Genomic DNA, 14,628 nt, shown 5'->3' on the forward strand with positions numbered 1-14,628 from the left:
GCGCGACAGCGGACAACAAGACGCGGGTTCCCGAGATCGCTCGATGGCGAGGAAATCCCTCCAAATGTTGCAATTCTCTCACAGTCGCGCCTGTTGAAGCGCGCACGCGCCTGCACAGACCTGCTTACAATCCGCGGACACGTCTGCGAGGCTGCAGATTGGACTGTTGAGCAACGAGTGGACTGTCTTTAGTCTGGCCCGGAACAAGACCGGTAAAATAAAGAGGGATGCGCCCATGTCCGCGCCGCGCGACGACGAATTCGGCTTTGCGCCCGACTATGATACCCCCGTTCCTTATATGCAGCGCACGCGGGACTATTACGCCGCGATCGGCTACACCACACCGTATCGCTGGGCGCATCATGTCGAGGCGCCATTCCAGCCGCTGAAGAAGCCCCTTTCGCAATCGCGCATCACCATCATCACGACGGCGGCGCCGTACGATCCCACCAAGGGCGACCAGGGGCCGGGCGCAGCGTATAATGGCGGCGCGAAATTCTACCAGGTCTATGACGGCGACACGTCGCAACAGCACGATCTGCGCATCTCGCACATCGGTTACGACCGCAAGCACACCACGGCCACCGACAACGGCACCTGGTTTCCGCTGCCGCAGCTCCTGAAGGCGAGCGCCGCGGGACGGATCGGCGAGGTCGCCCCGCGCTTCTTCGGCGCGCCAACCAACCGCAGCCATCGCGTCACGCTGGACACCGACGCGCCGGAGATTCTGGCGCGCTGTCTTGCCGACAAGGTCGACGTCGCCGTGCTGGTGCCGAACTGCCCGGTTTGCCACCAGACCACCGCGCTGGTGGCGCGGCATCTGGAGCGGAACGGCATTCCGACCGTGATCATGGGCTGCGCCAAGGACATCATCGAGCACGCCGCCGTGCCGCGCTTCCTGTTCTCGGATTTCCCGCTGGGCAATTCCGCCGGCAAACCGCATGACGTCGCCTCGCAGGCGCAGACGCTGGAGCTCGCGCTGAAACTGCTGGAGACCGCCAGCGGCCCGCAGACCACGATGCAGTCGCCGCTGCGCTGGAGCGAGGACGCCTCCTGGAAGCTCGACTACAACAACGTCGCGCAGCTTTCGCCGGAAGAGCTGGCGCGCCGCCGCGCCGAATTCGACAAGCAGAAGGAGATCGCCCGCGGCAACCGCGCCGCCTGACGTCCTCCGATAACGAAAACAAAAACAGGGAGAACGACGTGACGCGACCGTTCGAGGGCGTGAAGATCCTGGACTTCACGCAAGTGCTGGCCGGCCCCTACGCAAGCTACCAGCTCGCGCTGCTGGGGGCGGATGTCATCAAGGTCGAGCGGCGCGAAGGCGAGGACATGCGCCGCACGCCGCTCAGCCGCGAATGGGCCGAGCGCGGGCTTGCGCCGGCGTTCCAGGCGATCAACGGCAACAAGCGCAGCCTGACGCTCGACCTGCAAAAGCCGGACGCGATCGCGATCGTGAAGAAGCTCGCCGCACAGGTCGACATCGTCATGGAGAATTTTCGGCCGGGCGTGATGGACAAGCTCGGCATCGGCTACGAGGCGCTCTCGGCGATCAATCCGAAGCTGATCTATTGCGCGGTGTCGGGCTTCGGCCAGACCGGCCCGGACCGGCTGCGGCCCGGCTATGACGGCAAGATGCAGGCGCTGTCGGGTATCATGGCGATCACGGGCCATCACGAAACGGGCCCGACGCGCGCCGGCTTTGCGGTCTGCGACGTGCTCTCGGGCGCCACGGCCGCGTTCGGCGTGTCGAGCGCACTGTACCAGCGCGACCGCACCGGCAAGGGCCAGTTCGTCGATGTCTCCATGCTGGAGGCGACGATGGCGTTTCTCTCCGGGCAGATTGCGGACTGGTCGGTTGCCGGTCACCGCCAGCAATTGTCGGGCAACCAGGCGGTGAGCCGCCGGACCACGGCGAATTTGTTCAAATGCGGCGACGGCCACATCCTGCTCGCGGTCAACAACGAAAAACAATATCGCGCGCTGATGTCCGCGCTCGGCCGCGAAGACACGCTGTCCGATCCGCGCTTCGCTGACTGGTTTTCGCGCAACGAGAACGAGCCGGCCCTGCGCGCCATCATCGAGGAGGCCCTTGCAGCAAAAACCGCGCGCGAATGGGAGACGATTCTGGAAGACGCCGGCGCGCCCTGCGCCAGCATCTGGAAGATCGAGGAGGTCATAGATCATCCCCAGATCAAGGCGCGTGGCGCGATCCAGGAACTGGATACGTCCTACGGCCGCCTGCGCTTCGCCGGCAGCGGCTTCAAGCTCGCCCATGGCGGCGGCAAGCTCGACCGGATGGCGCCGGAGTTGGGCGCGGATACGGATGCGGTGCTGGGAGAATTGGGATTCGATGCGAAGGAGATCGCAGGGTTGCGGGAACGGGAGATTGTGTGAAGGCAGCGCTTCGCATTTTCCCGTCATCCCGGGGCGCGCGTAGCGCGAGCCCGGGATCCGTAACCACAGGGAGCGGTTATGGCGCGAGGCGATAGCGACGAGTCGTCGCCACACTCCGGCCTGTGGCTATGGATCCCGGATCTGTGCTTCGCTTGTCCGGGACGACAGCGGAGTAAATGGCGCCAGCTTGCCCAAGACGCACGCAGCTAGAACAATGACCCCTGCCCGTCGTCTGCCGATCCAGCCGCAACCTTCCGCGCCGCCTTCTTCGGCTTCATCGCCTCCGCCTCCGCCGCCATCTCCTCCGCGCTGACTGGCAACAGCAGCTGGTCGTCGTCGTTAGCCACGCGGTTGACGCGGGTGGAGACGGGGTGCCAGACGAATTCACCGATGCGCGGGGCGGTCATCAGCGGCAGGATCGCATCGATCTCGTCGCCGCGACTGTCGAGCCAGCGCTCGAAATCGCGCGGGCTGATGGTCACGGGCACGCGGTCATGCAGCGCGGCGAGATCCTCGCTCGCCGCCGCCGTGACGATTGCGACGGTATCGACTTCCTCGCCGTTCGGCCCGGCCCAGGTCTCGAACAAGGCGGCGAAACCGAGCGGCGTGCCGTCGGCGCGATGGATGAAATAAGGTTGCTTGCGACCGCCTTCCGTCTTCCATTCGTAATAGCCGTCGGCCGGGATCAGGCCGCGGCGCCGGCGAATCGCGTTCTTGAACGCCGGCTTCTCCAGCACCGTCTCGGAACGGGCGTTGATCAATAATGTAAATCCACGGGGGTCCTTGACCCAGCTCGGCAACAGGCCCCAGCGCATCAGCCGAAAATGACGGGTACCGCTCTCGACCATAACGACAGGAATCGGTTGTGTCGGGGCGACATTGTACCGTGGCGGGAAGTTGGGCTGCTCGATATAGCCGAACAGTTGCCGTAAAGCCGCGGGGGCCGAAGTTATGACAAAGCGTCCACACATCCTGAGGCCAATATAGGGTCCGTTGAGGTCCTTTTAACCCCGAACGTTAACACTGCAGCAGATGAGCTCAACGGCCTCCCAACCCGCGACGCATGCAAGGACGGGCCCCGAGGCCGCGGCCTGGGCCGAGCGGCTGCGCGTGGCCAACATCAACCCGCGAACCGGACTTGCCACTGACTATCTCAATCATTTCAACGAAGCCGTGATGCTGCTCGAAATGATTCCCGATATGCCGGAATGCGCCGAAGACTTCCTGACCTGGACGCCGCTGTCCTATGCCGAGCATTTCACGGCTTCGAATTTCAAGGCACGGGATCTGGCAATCGAAGCCTATGAGAAGGCCGAACCGTCCGTCCGGGCCCAGTTCGACAACATCACCCAGACCCTGCACTCGATCCTGACCGCGGTCGGCACAGCCATGCGCGAGGTCGAGAAGGACGAGACTCGCGTCAAGCTCGCCGAGCAGGCCACCCTCTGGGTCCAGCCGCTGATCGCGGCCTGCGGCGGCGTCATCCATGGCGGCGCGGACGCCGACGTCGACACCATCATGGCAAATTGAGCCAGGTAGCTGAGATATGTCAGCGGCCGCCCAGCCCACCCATCCCCAGATCGCGGTCAGCGCCGCGATTTTTCGCGACGGCAAGGTGCTGCTGACCCGCCGCGCCCGCTCGCCCGCCAAGGGGTTCTATTCGCTGCCGGGCGGCCGGGTCGAGTTCGGCGAATCGCTGCACCAGGCCCTGGCACGCGAGATCGACGAGGAGACCGGGCTGAAGATCGAGATCATCGGCCTTGCCGGCTGGCGCGAAGTGCTGCCGGCCACGGCCGGCGCTGGGCATTATTTGATCATGTCCTTTGCCGCCCGCTGGGTGGCCGAGGAGCCGGCTCTCAACGACGAGCTCGACGACCTCCGCTGGATAGCCCCGGGCGCTCTGGCGGACCTCGGCGATCTCCAGCTCACCGGGGGGCTGGAGGAGGTCATCCAGGCAGCCTACAGGCTGCTCGAGCCCTGACGGCCCCGCCTTGCGTCATCAGCCCCGAGGGGGCATACAGCCCGCCGATGTCCACGCGATTTCTGGCCATTTTTGCCCTGATTCTCGCCTGCGCCTCCGTGCCCGCGAGGGCCCAGAGCGTGGCCGCGCCGTTTGACGCCGATTTGCAGCGGCTGGCGGAGATCCTCGGGGGACTGCACTATCTGCGCGGCATCTGCGGGGCCAACGAGGGCAACAAATGGCGCAACGAGATGCAGGCGCTGATCGATGCCGAAACCCCCTCGGGCGAGCGCCGCACCCGCATGATCGCCGGCTTCAACCGCGGCTATAATGGCTTTCAGCAGACCTACCGGAGCTGCACGCCGGCGGCGACGGTGGCGATCCGCCGCTACATCGAGGAAGGCTCGAAGATCTCGCGGGATCTCACGGCGCGTTACGCGAATTAGTCTCTCTCCGTCGTTCCGGGGCGGCGACGGGAACCCTGTCATCGTCTTTGTCCACCGCCATTAACCGTTCTTAAAGATGTGGCCTAGCGGCCGTTAATGTGCGTGCTACACCTCTGGCACAGCGCATCGCCGTGGATCGCGCCCCAGCCCTGATCGAGTTTCATGAGCCAGCCGATTTCCTACGCCCCCGCCCGCGCGCCGCTGCCCGACCACGAGCAGAAACAGGCCGCACTGAGCTATCTCAACGAAGCCTGGGCCGAAGCGCGCCATGACGGTGTCGACGGCGACTGCCTGGCGCAGGCGAGCCTGTTCGCGGCGCTCGCCGAGCTCGTCGGCACCTATGGCGAAGACGCGGTGGCGAAGTTCGTCGAGGGTTTTCCCGGCCGCATCCGCAACGGCGAATTCTCCGTCGACATCTCCCGGCAGTAAGCATCCTCCGAAAATGACCCCGCCACACGGGCGGGGCCAGTCTACGGATGAATGACTTTGCGAACAGGTTTTGCGAGTTCGCGAAGTCTGCCGGATTTATCGCACGGAAGCATTTCGCCGTAGACAAGCATTAGTCTGGCGACGACCGGGACATTTTCCCAGAACGATCGGGAACGCGCGACTTTATTTCTTGAGCATGATCTTTTCGGAAGACCGCGTCACACTTTTCCGGATCATGCTCTAGTCGGTCTCGATCGGCAGCGCCGGATCTCTTGCCCACTCCCCCATCGAGGCGTCATACAGCGATAGCTTGTCGTAGCCGAGCTGCGTCAGCAGCAGCAGGTCGATCGTCGCCGAGATGCCGCCGCCGCAATAACAGATCACGTTCTTGTCGCGCGTGACGCCCTGGGCCGCGAACCTGGCTTCGGCATCCGCAAGATTCGCCAGCGTCTTGTCGGCATTGGTGAGCGATGCGGCTGATACGTTGACGCTGCCGGGAATGCGGCCGGGCCGGCCATAGCGGCTCGGCTCGAGGCCGCGATGAAACTGCGGCCCAAGCGCGTTGACGGTCACGGTCGAGGGATCGCCGATGCGTGCCTTCACGATGTTCCTGTCGACGAAGAAGCCCGCGCGCGGCGCGGCCTTGAAGGTCGTGGCCGGATAGCCCTTCGGCGCGCCCGTCTCGATCGGCCGCCCCTCTTCCTTCCATTTGTCGAAACCGCCGTCGAGCACGCGCGCGTCGACACCGAGCGAGCGCAGCATCCACCAGAACCGGGTCGACCACATCATCGTGCCGATGCTGTAAAGCACGACGGTCTTGCTTGCATCGAGGCCGTGGCGGCCGAAGGCGGCTTCGAGTTGCGCCACGCCGGGCATCATGAAGAACTGCTGCGCCGAGGTGTCGGAGAACTGGCCTTGCAGGTCGAGGAAATCCGCGCCCGGGATGTGGCCGGCCGCAAAGGTCTTGTCGCCGGGGACCGCGCGATAGGGCACGTCGCTGCCAGGCGGCACAGGCTCGTTATAGGTCGTGCAGTCGTAGAGGCGGAGATTGGGATCGCCGAGGATGGCGGCGAGTTGCTCGGTGGTGATGATGGCGTTCTCACTCATGGGTCATGTCTCCCTTCGTGAATCACGAGCCCGCTTCTGCACCAGCAAGCAACCCGCAAATGTTCCCCCGTCACCCTGAGGTGCCGGAGCGCAGCGGAGGCCTCGAAGGGCGACGGCCACCAGCGGGGCCGCTCATCCTTCGAGGCTTGCCATAAGGTGCAAAGCACCGCATGGCGCGCACCTCAGGATGACGGATAACAATACCCGCGCCCCTACTGCTTCAGCGTCTCCAGAAACCGCACCGGCTCGCCCTGCGACGGCGTCACGAGCTCACCCTGCCACATCACGCGGCGGCCGCGGATGAAGGTGCCGACGGGCCAGCCGGTGACGCGGACGCCATCATAGGGAGTCCAGCCGGCCTTGGACGCGACCCATTTGTTGGTGATGGTCTCGCTGCGCTTGAGATCGACGATCGTGAAGTCGGCGTCGTAGCCCGCGGCGATGCGGCCCTTGCAGGCCATGTTGTAGAGACGCGCGGGGCCGGCGCTGGTGAGGTCGACGAACCTTGCCAGCGACAGGCGGCCGGCATTGACGTGGTCGAGCATGAGCGGCACCAGCGTCTGGACGCCCGTCATGCCCGACGGCGAAGCCGGATAGGTCTTTTGCTTTTCTTCCAGCGTATGCGGGGCGTGGTCGGAGCCGAGCACGTCGATGATGCCCTGCTCGATGCCGCGCCAGATGCCGGTGCGGTGATCGGCACCGCGCACCGGCGGATTCATCTGCGCCAGCGTGCCAAGCCGCTCGTAGCATTCGGGCGCGACCAGGGTGAGATGATGCGGCGTCGCCTCGCAGGAGGCGACATCCTTGTGGTCGCGCAGGAATTCGATCTCTTCTTTGGTCGAGATGTGCAGCACGTGGATGCGCTTGCCGGTCTCGTGCGCGAGCTTGACCAGACGCTGCGTCGCCATCAGGGCCGCGGTCTCGTCGCGCCAGACCGGATGCGAACGCGGATCGCCCTCGATGCGCAGCGGCTTGCGCTCGTTGAGGCGGTACTCGTCCTCGGCATGGAAGGCCGCGCGGCGGCGGATCACCTGGAAGATGCGGCGCAGGCTCTCGTCGTCCTCCACCAGCAGCGCGCCGGTCGAGGAGCCGATGAACACCTTGACGCCGGCGCAGCCCGGCGCGCGCTCCAGCACGGGCAGGTCCTGCACGTTCTCACGGGTGCCGCCGATGAAAAAGGCGAAATCGCAATGCATGCGGTGATGGGCACGCTTGACCTTATCGGTGAAGGTGGCCTCGGTCACCGTGAGCGGCGAGGTGTTGGGCATCTCGAACACGGCGGTGACGCCGCCCATCACGGCGCTGCGCGAGCCGGTTTCGAGATCTTCCTTCTGCTCCAGCCCGGGCTCGCGGAAATGCACCTGCGTGTCCATCACGCCGGGCAGGATGTGGAGGCCCTTGCAGTCGATCACCTCCGCCGCGGAGGCCTGTGACAGCGAGCCCAGCTCCGCGATACGGCCGTTGGCGATGCCGATATCGCGAGCACCCTCGCCGTCCTGGTTGACGACGGTGCCGCCCTTGAGGATCACGTCGAAGCGCTGGGTCATGGCTGAATGCCTCTCTCGTCCCCAAGCGCGGGGCTTGAGGTCTTGTCGTTTATGCCTCGCGGGCTTACGTTCCGGAGCACCATGTCGCAAGAGATTTTCGCATGAAATCAGCGTTTCTTCCCGACCGGGGCGTGGTCAAGGTCGCGGGCGAGGATGCACGCAACTTCCTCAACGGCCTGATCACGACCGATCTCGACAAGCTCAAGCCGGGTCTGGGCCGATTCGGCGCGCTGCTGACGCCGCAGGGCAAGATCATCGTGGACTTCCTGATCACGGAAGCGCCCGCCGGTCATGGCGGCGGGTTCCTGATCGACTGCCCGAAGGCGCTGGCCGACGGCCTCGCCACCAAGCTTAAATTCTACAAGCTGCGCGCCAAGGTCACGGTGGAAAACCTCTCCGATGATCTCGGCGTTCTCGCGGCCTGGGACGGCACGCCGGCGGCGCAGCCGGATCTCGCCTTCGCCGACCCGCGCAATGCCGAGCTCGGCATGCGCATCCTGATCCCCGAAGATCTCAAGCAGAAGCTCTCCGACCTGATCGGCGCGGAGCTGGTCGATGCGGCCGCCTACGAGGCGCATCGCATCGCGCTGGGCGTGCCGCGCGGCGGGCTGGATTTCACGTACAGCGATGCGTTCCCGCACGAGACCAACATGGACCGTCTCGCCGGCGTCGATTTCGACAAGGGCTGCTACGTCGGTCAGGAAGTCGTCTCGCGCATGCAGCATCGCGGCACTGCGCGCACCCGCAGCGTCAAGGTTTTGCTCGATGACTTCTCGCCGGAGGCCGGTGTCAGCATTCTCGCCGGCGACAAGCCGGTCGGCACCATGGGCTCGTCGGCGCAGGGCAAGGGCATCGCACTGGTGCGCATCGACCGCGTCGCCGACGCGCTCGATGCCGGCCAACCGCTCACTGCCGGCGGCCTCGCCCTGACGCTCGCCGAACCCGAGGTCGTGCGCATTCCGACGAAGCAACCCATCGCATGAGCCGTGCCCCCCGCCTGCATCCCGATGGAAAGACGCGCTGCCCCTGGCCGGGCGAAGATCCGCTCTATGTCGCCTATCACGACACCGAATGGGGCGTGCCGGAATATGACGACCGCGCGCTATATGAAAAGCTGATCCTCGACGGCTTCCAGGCCGGCCTGTCCTGGATCACGATCCTGCGCAAGCGCGACAATTTCCGCAAAGCCTTCGACGATTTCCAGCCTGAGAAGATCGCGCGCTACAACGACAAGAAGGTGCACGCGCTGATGAACGATGCGGGCATCGTGCGCAACCGCGCCAAGATCGACGGCGCGATCCTCAGCGCCAAATCGTATCTCGACATCATGGAGAAGGGGCCGGGCTTCTCGAAGCTGCTGTGGGATTTCATGGACGGACGGCCCAAGGTCAACCAGTTCAAGACCACCGCGAGCGTGCCGACATCGACACCGCTCTCCGTGCAGATCTCCAAGGAGCTGTCGTCGCGCGGCTTCAAGTTCGTCGGCCCGACCATCGTCTATGCCTTCATGGAGGCGACCGGCATGGTCAACGACCATCTCGTCGACTGTCATTGCCACGCGAGCTGCAGCAAGACGCAGCGCAAGCCGCGCCTCAAGGTCAAATGAGCGCGAAGAAGACGGCACGCAGCACCGACACCCGCGCTTGGCAGCGCATGCTGTCGGGCCGGCGGCTCGACCTGCTCGATCCCTCGCCGCTCGATGTCGAGATCGCCGACATCGCGCATGGGCTGGCGCGCGTCGCGCGCTGGAACGGGCAGACCACCGGCGCACACATCTTCTCGGTCGCTCAGCACACGCTGCTGGTGGAGACCGTGTTGCGGCACGAGATGCCGCGCGCCGACCAGCGCCTGCGGCTCGCTGCGCTGCTGCACGATGCGCCCGAATACGTGATCGGCGACATGATCTCGCCGTTCAAGGCCGTGCTGGACGGCCACTACAAGGCGGTGGAAAAGCGCCTGCTCGGTGCCATCCACATCCGCTTCGGCCTTCCGCCGGTGCTGCCCGACGAGATCACGCAAGCCATCAAGGCCGCCGATCGCGGCGCGGCCTACCTCGAGGCCACCGAGCTCGCCGGCTTCGGCGATGCCGAGGCCAAGCGCCTGTTCGGCAAGGATCCCGGCCTCTCCGACAGCGTCCGGCGCGACTATCTCACGCCCTGGACCGCCGCGCGGGCCGAGAAGCAGTTTCTGGAGCGGTTTGGCGCGGTGTTTGCGTAGCTCCCAGAGGATCGGCAAAGGCGCAACGCGCCGTGCCCTCCAGGTTTTCGCGTTTGCGACACATGCGGCGGGCACGCTTCGCTTTGCCCACCCTACGGCCGCGGCTATAATCGCTGGCGAAAGGTCCCCTCATGATTCATGTCTGCTCCCTTGCCGCCTTGCCCGAAACCGTCCGCCTCACCGGGGCCAGCCACGTGCTGACCGTGATGGCCAATGTCGAGCAGGTGGCGCGGCCGGTATCGGTGCTGCCGGCCAACCATCTCAAGGTGTCGATGGACGACATCACCGAGGAGATGGATGGCTTCACCGCGCCGTCGGAGGCGCATATCGAGCAGGTGCTGAATTTCGTGCGCGGCTGGGACCGCGGCGCGCCGCTGGTGGTGCATTGCTATGCCGGCATCAGCCGCTCCACCGCGAGCGCGTTCGCGGCCGTATGCGCGCTCAATCCGGATCGCGACGAGATCGAGATCGCGAGGAAGATCCGCGCGGCCTCCCCGATCGCCTCGCCGAACCGGCGCATCGTCGGCCTCGCCGACCGCGCGCTGGGGCGCAACGGCCGCATGCTGCGCGCGCTCGACGAGATGGGCCCGGGCGCGATGATGGTCGAGGGCCGCCCCTTCGTGATCGAACTCGAATGACAGCTGCCCGCCACAACCCAGGTGCGGCGTCATGGCCGGGCTCGTCCCGGCCATCCACGGACTTTCTCGTAGCACGAAGAACGTGGATGCCCGGGACAAGCCCGGGCATGACGGGTTTGCGGCAACACCTGCGACCTTCAGCCGAATGAGCGACAAGCTCCTCACGCCGATCGAGATCGGCCTGACCGCCGCGATCGTCGCGATCGAGGATCATGAGCCGCTGATCCTCACGGCGCGCGCTGGTGACGGGCTGGCCGGCCTGCCGTTCGGTCCGTTCGACGCGCTGACGCATCGCACCTTCGAGATCGGCCTGCGCGCCTGGGTCGAGGCGCAGGCAGGCTTGCGGCTCGGCTATGTCGAGCAGCTCTACACCTTCGGCGATCGTGGCCGGCACGCGGAGGCCGGCGACACCGGCGCGCATATGGTGTCGATCGGCTATCTCGCGCTGACGCGCGCGGTCGGCGGCGAGCTCGCGGCGACGGGGGCAAGCTTCGAGCCATGGTATCGCTTCCTGCCCTGGGAAGACTGGCGCGAGGAGCCACCCGCGATCATCGCGCGCGACATCATCCCGGCGCTGACCGATTGGGCCGAGCAGGAGACGCCCGAGACCACGCGCGCGCTGCCGCGCAGGGATCGCATGCGCTTCTACTTCGGCCTCGACGGCGCGCCCTGGGACGAGGAGCGCGTGCTCGACCGCTACGAGCTGCTCTATGAGGCAGGCCTGATCGAGGAGGCGCGGCGCGACGGCCGTCCTGCGGCATTAGCGCGCAAGGCGCTCCCGCTACTCGGCACCTCCATGCGCTACGACCATCGCCGGATTCTCGCCACCGCGATCGCGCGGCTGCGTGCAAAACTGAAGTATCGTCCTGTGGTGTTTGAACTTTTGCCCGCCGAATTCACACTCACTGAGTTGCAGTATACGGTGGAGGCGATCTCCGGCCGGCACCTGCACAAGCAGAACTTCCGCCGCCTGGTCGAAATGGAAGCCCTGGTCGAACCGACCGGGGTGATGTCGACACAGACCGGCGGACGGCCGGCTGCGCTCTACCGCTTCCGCCGCGACGTGCTCCAGGAGCGGCCCGCGCCGGGCTTGCGCGTGCGCTCCCGGCGCTAACCCAAAAGATATGCGTGACCGGCCCCTGCCCGCCGGTTGCCTGGAGGCTCCATGTTCGACGGCCCGTTTGACGTCTTTGCGCTGATCATTGCGATCATCGCTGTCCTGATCGCGATCAAGGCTTCCAGCCAGGCGGCCGAGCTGCGCCGAAAGCTCAACACGCTCGAAGAGATGTTTTACGCGCAGCGGCGGGTGGTGCAGCCGCCGCCGCTGATGCCTGCGCAGATACAGCCCGAAGCGCCCGTGGCAACGACCACGGAGCCACCGCCGCTTGCGCCGGAGACCGAAACAGCGCCGCCCCCGCTCGTCACTCCGCTCATCACCGAGGAGGTCTCGCCACCCCCGCTCGCGGCAAGCAACGCGGAGGCTGCGGCACCGCCGCTGCCCGCGCCCGCCGCCGCACCCGGCTTCGAAGAACGGCTCGGCACCCGCTGGGTGGTGTGGATCGGCGGCCTTGCGCTCGCGCTCGGCGGCTTCTTCATGGTGCGCTATTCGATCGAGGCCGGCCTCGTCGGTCCCGGCGTGCGCGTGTTCCTCGGCGGCCTGTTCGCAGCCGCGCTGCTGGGTGCCGGCGAATGGTCGCGGCGCAAGGAGAGCATCTCCAACATCGCGGCGCTGCCGATCGCCAATATCCCCGCGATCCTCACCGCGGCCGGAACAGCCGTGGCGTTCGCGACCATCTACGCGGCCTATGCGCTCTATGGCTTCCTCGTGCCCGCCACCGCCTTCGTGCTGCTCGGCATCGTCGCGATGGGCACGCTGGCCGCGGCGCTCCTGCACGGACCCGCGCTGGCAGGTCTGGGCGTGGTCGGCGCGTTCGTGACGCCGGTCCTCGTCTCCAGCGGCAAGCCCGACTATTGGGCGCTCTACATCTATCTGGCCGTTGTCACCGCCGCGAGCTTCGGCCTCGCCCGCATCCGGCTGTGGCGCTGGCTCGCCGTGACCACCATCGCCTTCGCCGTGCTCTGGATCTTCCCGGGCCTCGACACGGGCGACCTGCAGGTGGCCCCGCACGCCTTCCACGCGGTCGCGGGCTTCGTGCTCGCCGCGCTGCTGGTCGTCTGCGGCTTCATGTTCGGCCCGACCATCGCGGACGGCGAGATCGAGCCGGTGTCGTCGAGCTCGCTCGGCGCCTATCTGTTCGGTGCGATGCTGGTCGTGCTGTCGAGCGCACATGCCGACCTGGCGCTGATCGCCTTCACGCTACTGGTCGGCGGGACGCTATTCGTGGCCTGGCGCGCACCGGCGGCCACCGGCGCGCTCGGCGCCGCCGCGGCGACCGTCTTCATCGTGTTCGCCGAATGGGCGGTACGCGCCAATCCGGACATGCTGGTGCTGCCGGGCGGGCCGATGCCCGGCGTGGGACCGGTCGCGACCGACAGCGCGGTGACGCTGCATCTGGTGATGGCCGCGATCTTCGCCGCCGGCTTCGGTATCGCGGGCTTTTTCGCACAGGGCCGGTCGAATTCCCCGATCATCCCTGTCGTGTGGTCGGCTGCGGCGGTCGCGACGCCGATCGCGATCCTCGTTGCGCTTTACGCCCGCATCGCCCATCTCGACCGCTCGATCCCATTCGCGATCCTTGCGGTGCTGCTCGCCGCTGCGTTCGGCGCCGCGACCGAGACCCTTAACCGCCGCGAAGACCGACCGGGCGTAGCGACCTCCGTCGCGCTGTTCGCGACCGGTACGCTTGGCGCGCTGGCGCTGGCGCTGACCTTCGCGCTGGAGAAGGGCTGGCTCACCATCGCGCTGGCGCTGATGTCGCTCGGCACCGCCTGGATCTCGTTGCAGCGGCCGATCCCGGTGCTGCGGCGGCTCGCCGCCATCTTCGCCGCAATCGTCACCGCGCGCATCGGTTATGACCCGCGCATCGTCGGCGATGCCGTCGGCACCACGCCGATCTTCAACTGGCTGCTGTGGGGCTACGGCCTGCCGGCGGCCTCGTTCTGGGGCGCGAGCATCCTGCTGCGCCGCCAAGGCGACGATCCGCCGCTGCGTATCGTCGAGGCCGCCGCGATCCTGTTCACCGCGCTGCTGGCGTTCACGGAAATCCGACACTTTGCAACCGGCGGCCGCATGGCCGATGCTCCGTCACTGCTCGAATGCGCGCTTCAGGTCTGCGTCATGCTCGCCATGGCGATCGGGCTGGAGCGCCTGCGGCTACGCAGCCGCAGCGTCGTTCACAATGTCGGCGCCGTCATTCTGACGGTGATCGCCGGGCTCATCAGCGTGTTCGGCCTCTTCATCCTGGAGAACCCGCTGATCTGGCGCGTCGATGTCGGCGGCCCGGTGTTCAACCTGCTGCTGCTCGGCTACGCGTTGCCGGCGGTGCTGATGCTGCTGCTCTCCTATGCGGTGGCCGGCCAGCGCGGCAAGGTCTACGCCAACGCGATTGCGAGCGGCGCGCTGCTGTTCGCGCTCGCCTATGTCACGCTGGAAATCCGCCGCTTCCATCACGGTCCGATCCTCTCGACCGGACCGACCACGGGGGCGGAGCAGTACAGCTATTCGATCGGCTGGCTCGCCTTCGGCGTGGTACTGCTCGGCGTCGGCATCCTCGTCAACTCGGAGCGGGCGCGGCTGGCGTCCGCAGCCGTGATCGCGCTGACGATCCTCAAAGCCTTCGTCATCGACATGTCGACGCTGACGGGGGTCTACCGCGCGCTGTCGTTCATGTGCCTCGGCGTCGTGCTGGTCGCGATCGGCTGGCTCTACCAGCGCATCCTGTTCCGGCGGCAAGTACCGCCGCCGGCGCCACAGACGGGCGGTTGAA

At 66.3% G+C, this 14,628-nt stretch carries 15 protein-coding genes; 12 read left to right on the plus strand and 3 right to left on the minus strand.

Annotated features, from left to right (window positions below):
- Positions 1–235 precede the first annotated feature (235 nt).
- Positions 236–1,165: a glycine reductase gene (locus tag FNV92_RS27055; protein WP_015687885.1), complete on the plus strand. Its 930-nt coding sequence runs from the start codon at positions 236–238 to the stop codon at positions 1,163–1,165.
- Between the two features lie 38 nt (positions 1,166–1,203).
- Positions 1,204–2,397 carry a CaiB/BaiF CoA transferase family protein gene (locus FNV92_RS27060; RefSeq protein WP_143843820.1) on the plus strand — a complete coding sequence of 398 codons (1,194 nt, stop codon included), beginning with the start codon at positions 1,204–1,206 and terminating at the stop codon, positions 2,395–2,397.
- A 206-nt stretch (positions 2,398–2,603) separates the two neighbouring features.
- Here the strand turns inward: FNV92_RS27060 and FNV92_RS27065 are convergent, their stop codons facing one another.
- Positions 2,604–3,368 carry an SOS response-associated peptidase gene (locus tag FNV92_RS27065; RefSeq protein WP_143843819.1) on the minus strand — a complete coding sequence of 255 codons (765 nt, stop codon included), beginning with the start codon at positions 3,366–3,368 and terminating at the stop codon, positions 2,604–2,606.
- Positions 3,369–3,429: 61 nt separating this feature from the next.
- On the opposite strand from FNV92_RS27065, the gene FNV92_RS27070 reads away from it, so the two are divergent.
- The 4 genes from FNV92_RS27070 (at position 3,430) to FNV92_RS27085 (ending at position 5,232) form a co-directional block, all read left to right on the plus strand.
- Positions 3,430–3,927 carry a hypothetical protein gene (locus tag FNV92_RS27070; protein ID WP_015687888.1) on the plus strand — a complete coding sequence of 166 codons (498 nt, stop codon included), beginning with the start codon at positions 3,430–3,432 and terminating at the stop codon, positions 3,925–3,927.
- A 16-nt stretch (positions 3,928–3,943) separates the two neighbouring features.
- On the plus strand, positions 3,944–4,378 hold the full coding sequence (locus FNV92_RS27075) for an NUDIX hydrolase (protein WP_143843818.1): 435 nt from the start codon (positions 3,944–3,946) through the stop codon (positions 4,376–4,378).
- A 47-nt stretch (positions 4,379–4,425) separates the two neighbouring features.
- Entirely contained in the window at positions 4,426–4,803 is a 378-nt protein-coding gene (locus FNV92_RS27080; protein WP_015687890.1) for a TIGR02301 family protein, read from the plus strand.
- A gap of 162 nt (positions 4,804–4,965) precedes the next feature.
- Complete coding sequence (locus tag FNV92_RS27085) at positions 4,966–5,232, plus strand: hypothetical protein (protein ID WP_015687891.1); 267 nt, start codon at positions 4,966–4,968, stop codon at positions 5,230–5,232.
- 240 nt (positions 5,233–5,472) lie between these two features.
- Here the strand turns inward: FNV92_RS27085 and FNV92_RS27090 are convergent, their stop codons facing one another.
- Together FNV92_RS27090 and FNV92_RS27095 are read right to left on the minus strand one after the other, a co-directional pair.
- Positions 5,473–6,339 (minus strand): sulfurtransferase, encoded by an 867-nt coding sequence (locus FNV92_RS27090; protein WP_143843817.1) that lies wholly within the window; start codon positions 6,337–6,339, stop codon positions 5,473–5,475.
- A gap of 212 nt (positions 6,340–6,551) precedes the next feature.
- Entirely contained in the window at positions 6,552–7,886 is a 1,335-nt protein-coding gene (locus FNV92_RS27095; RefSeq protein ID WP_143843816.1) for a dihydroorotase, read from the minus strand.
- 101 nt (positions 7,887–7,987) lie between these two features.
- Between FNV92_RS27095 and ygfZ the strand changes: the two genes are divergently transcribed.
- From ygfZ to FNV92_RS27125, 6 genes are all read left to right on the plus strand, one after another.
- Positions 7,988–8,869 (plus strand): CAF17-like 4Fe-4S cluster assembly/insertion protein YgfZ, encoded by an 882-nt coding sequence (ygfZ, locus tag FNV92_RS27100; protein WP_143843815.1) that lies wholly within the window; start codon positions 7,988–7,990, stop codon positions 8,867–8,869.
- Positions 8,866–9,492, plus strand: coding sequence for a DNA-3-methyladenine glycosylase I (locus tag FNV92_RS27105; protein WP_143843814.1), 627 nt, complete (start codon positions 8,866–8,868; stop codon positions 9,490–9,492). Before ygfZ ends, FNV92_RS27105 begins: the two co-directional genes overlap by 4 nt.
- On the plus strand, positions 9,489–10,103 hold the full coding sequence (locus FNV92_RS27110) for a YfbR-like 5'-deoxynucleotidase (protein WP_143843813.1): 615 nt from the start codon (positions 9,489–9,491) through the stop codon (positions 10,101–10,103). Before FNV92_RS27105 ends, FNV92_RS27110 begins: the two co-directional genes overlap by 4 nt.
- 131 nt (positions 10,104–10,234) lie before the next feature.
- Positions 10,235–10,741 carry a tyrosine phosphatase family protein gene (locus tag FNV92_RS27115; protein WP_143843812.1) on the plus strand — a complete coding sequence of 169 codons (507 nt, stop codon included), beginning with the start codon at positions 10,235–10,237 and terminating at the stop codon, positions 10,739–10,741.
- A 145-nt stretch (positions 10,742–10,886) separates the two neighbouring features.
- Positions 10,887–11,855, plus strand: coding sequence for an NUDIX hydrolase (locus FNV92_RS27120; RefSeq protein ID WP_143843811.1), 969 nt, complete (start codon positions 10,887–10,889; stop codon positions 11,853–11,855).
- 51 nt (positions 11,856–11,906) lie between these two features.
- Positions 11,907–14,627: a DUF2339 domain-containing protein gene (locus FNV92_RS27125; protein ID WP_143843810.1), complete on the plus strand. Its 2,721-nt coding sequence runs from the start codon at positions 11,907–11,909 to the stop codon at positions 14,625–14,627.
- Position 14,628: the final 1 nt, after the last annotated feature.

Source organism: Bradyrhizobium cosmicum, from assembly GCF_007290395.2.
GTDB lineage: Bacteria > Pseudomonadota > Alphaproteobacteria > Rhizobiales > Xanthobacteraceae > Bradyrhizobium > Bradyrhizobium cosmicum.

Bases quoted from the DNA above. Each gene is read 5' to 3' on its own strand.
- FNV92_RS27055 (WP_015687885.1), top strand. From the start codon at position 236: ATGTCCGCGCCGCGCGACGACGAATTCGGCTTTGCGCCCGACTATGAT.
- FNV92_RS27065 (WP_143843819.1), bottom strand. From the start codon at position 3,368: ATGTGTGGACGCTTTGTCATAACTTCGGCCCCCGCGGCTTTACGGCAA.
- FNV92_RS27070 (WP_015687888.1), top strand. From the start codon at position 3,430: ATGAGCTCAACGGCCTCCCAACCCGCGACGCATGCAAGGACGGGCCCC.
- FNV92_RS27075 (WP_143843818.1), top strand. From the start codon at position 3,944: ATGTCAGCGGCCGCCCAGCCCACCCATCCCCAGATCGCGGTCAGCGCC.
- FNV92_RS27080 (WP_015687890.1), top strand. From the start codon at position 4,426: ATGTCCACGCGATTTCTGGCCATTTTTGCCCTGATTCTCGCCTGCGCC.
- FNV92_RS27085 (WP_015687891.1), top strand. From the start codon at position 4,966: ATGAGCCAGCCGATTTCCTACGCCCCCGCCCGCGCGCCGCTGCCCGAC.
- FNV92_RS27090 (WP_143843817.1), bottom strand. From the start codon at position 6,339: ATGAGTGAGAACGCCATCATCACCACCGAGCAACTCGCCGCCATCCTC.
- FNV92_RS27095 (WP_143843816.1), bottom strand. From the start codon at position 7,886: ATGACCCAGCGCTTCGACGTGATCCTCAAGGGCGGCACCGTCGTCAAC.
- ygfZ (WP_143843815.1), top strand. From the start codon at position 7,988: ATGAAATCAGCGTTTCTTCCCGACCGGGGCGTGGTCAAGGTCGCGGGC.
- FNV92_RS27105 (WP_143843814.1), top strand. From the start codon at position 8,866: ATGAGCCGTGCCCCCCGCCTGCATCCCGATGGAAAGACGCGCTGCCCC.
- FNV92_RS27110 (WP_143843813.1), top strand. From the start codon at position 9,489: ATGAGCGCGAAGAAGACGGCACGCAGCACCGACACCCGCGCTTGGCAG.
- FNV92_RS27115 (WP_143843812.1), top strand. From the start codon at position 10,235: ATGATTCATGTCTGCTCCCTTGCCGCCTTGCCCGAAACCGTCCGCCTC.
- FNV92_RS27120 (WP_143843811.1), top strand. From the start codon at position 10,887: ATGAGCGACAAGCTCCTCACGCCGATCGAGATCGGCCTGACCGCCGCG.
- FNV92_RS27125 (WP_143843810.1), top strand. From the start codon at position 11,907: ATGTTCGACGGCCCGTTTGACGTCTTTGCGCTGATCATTGCGATCATC.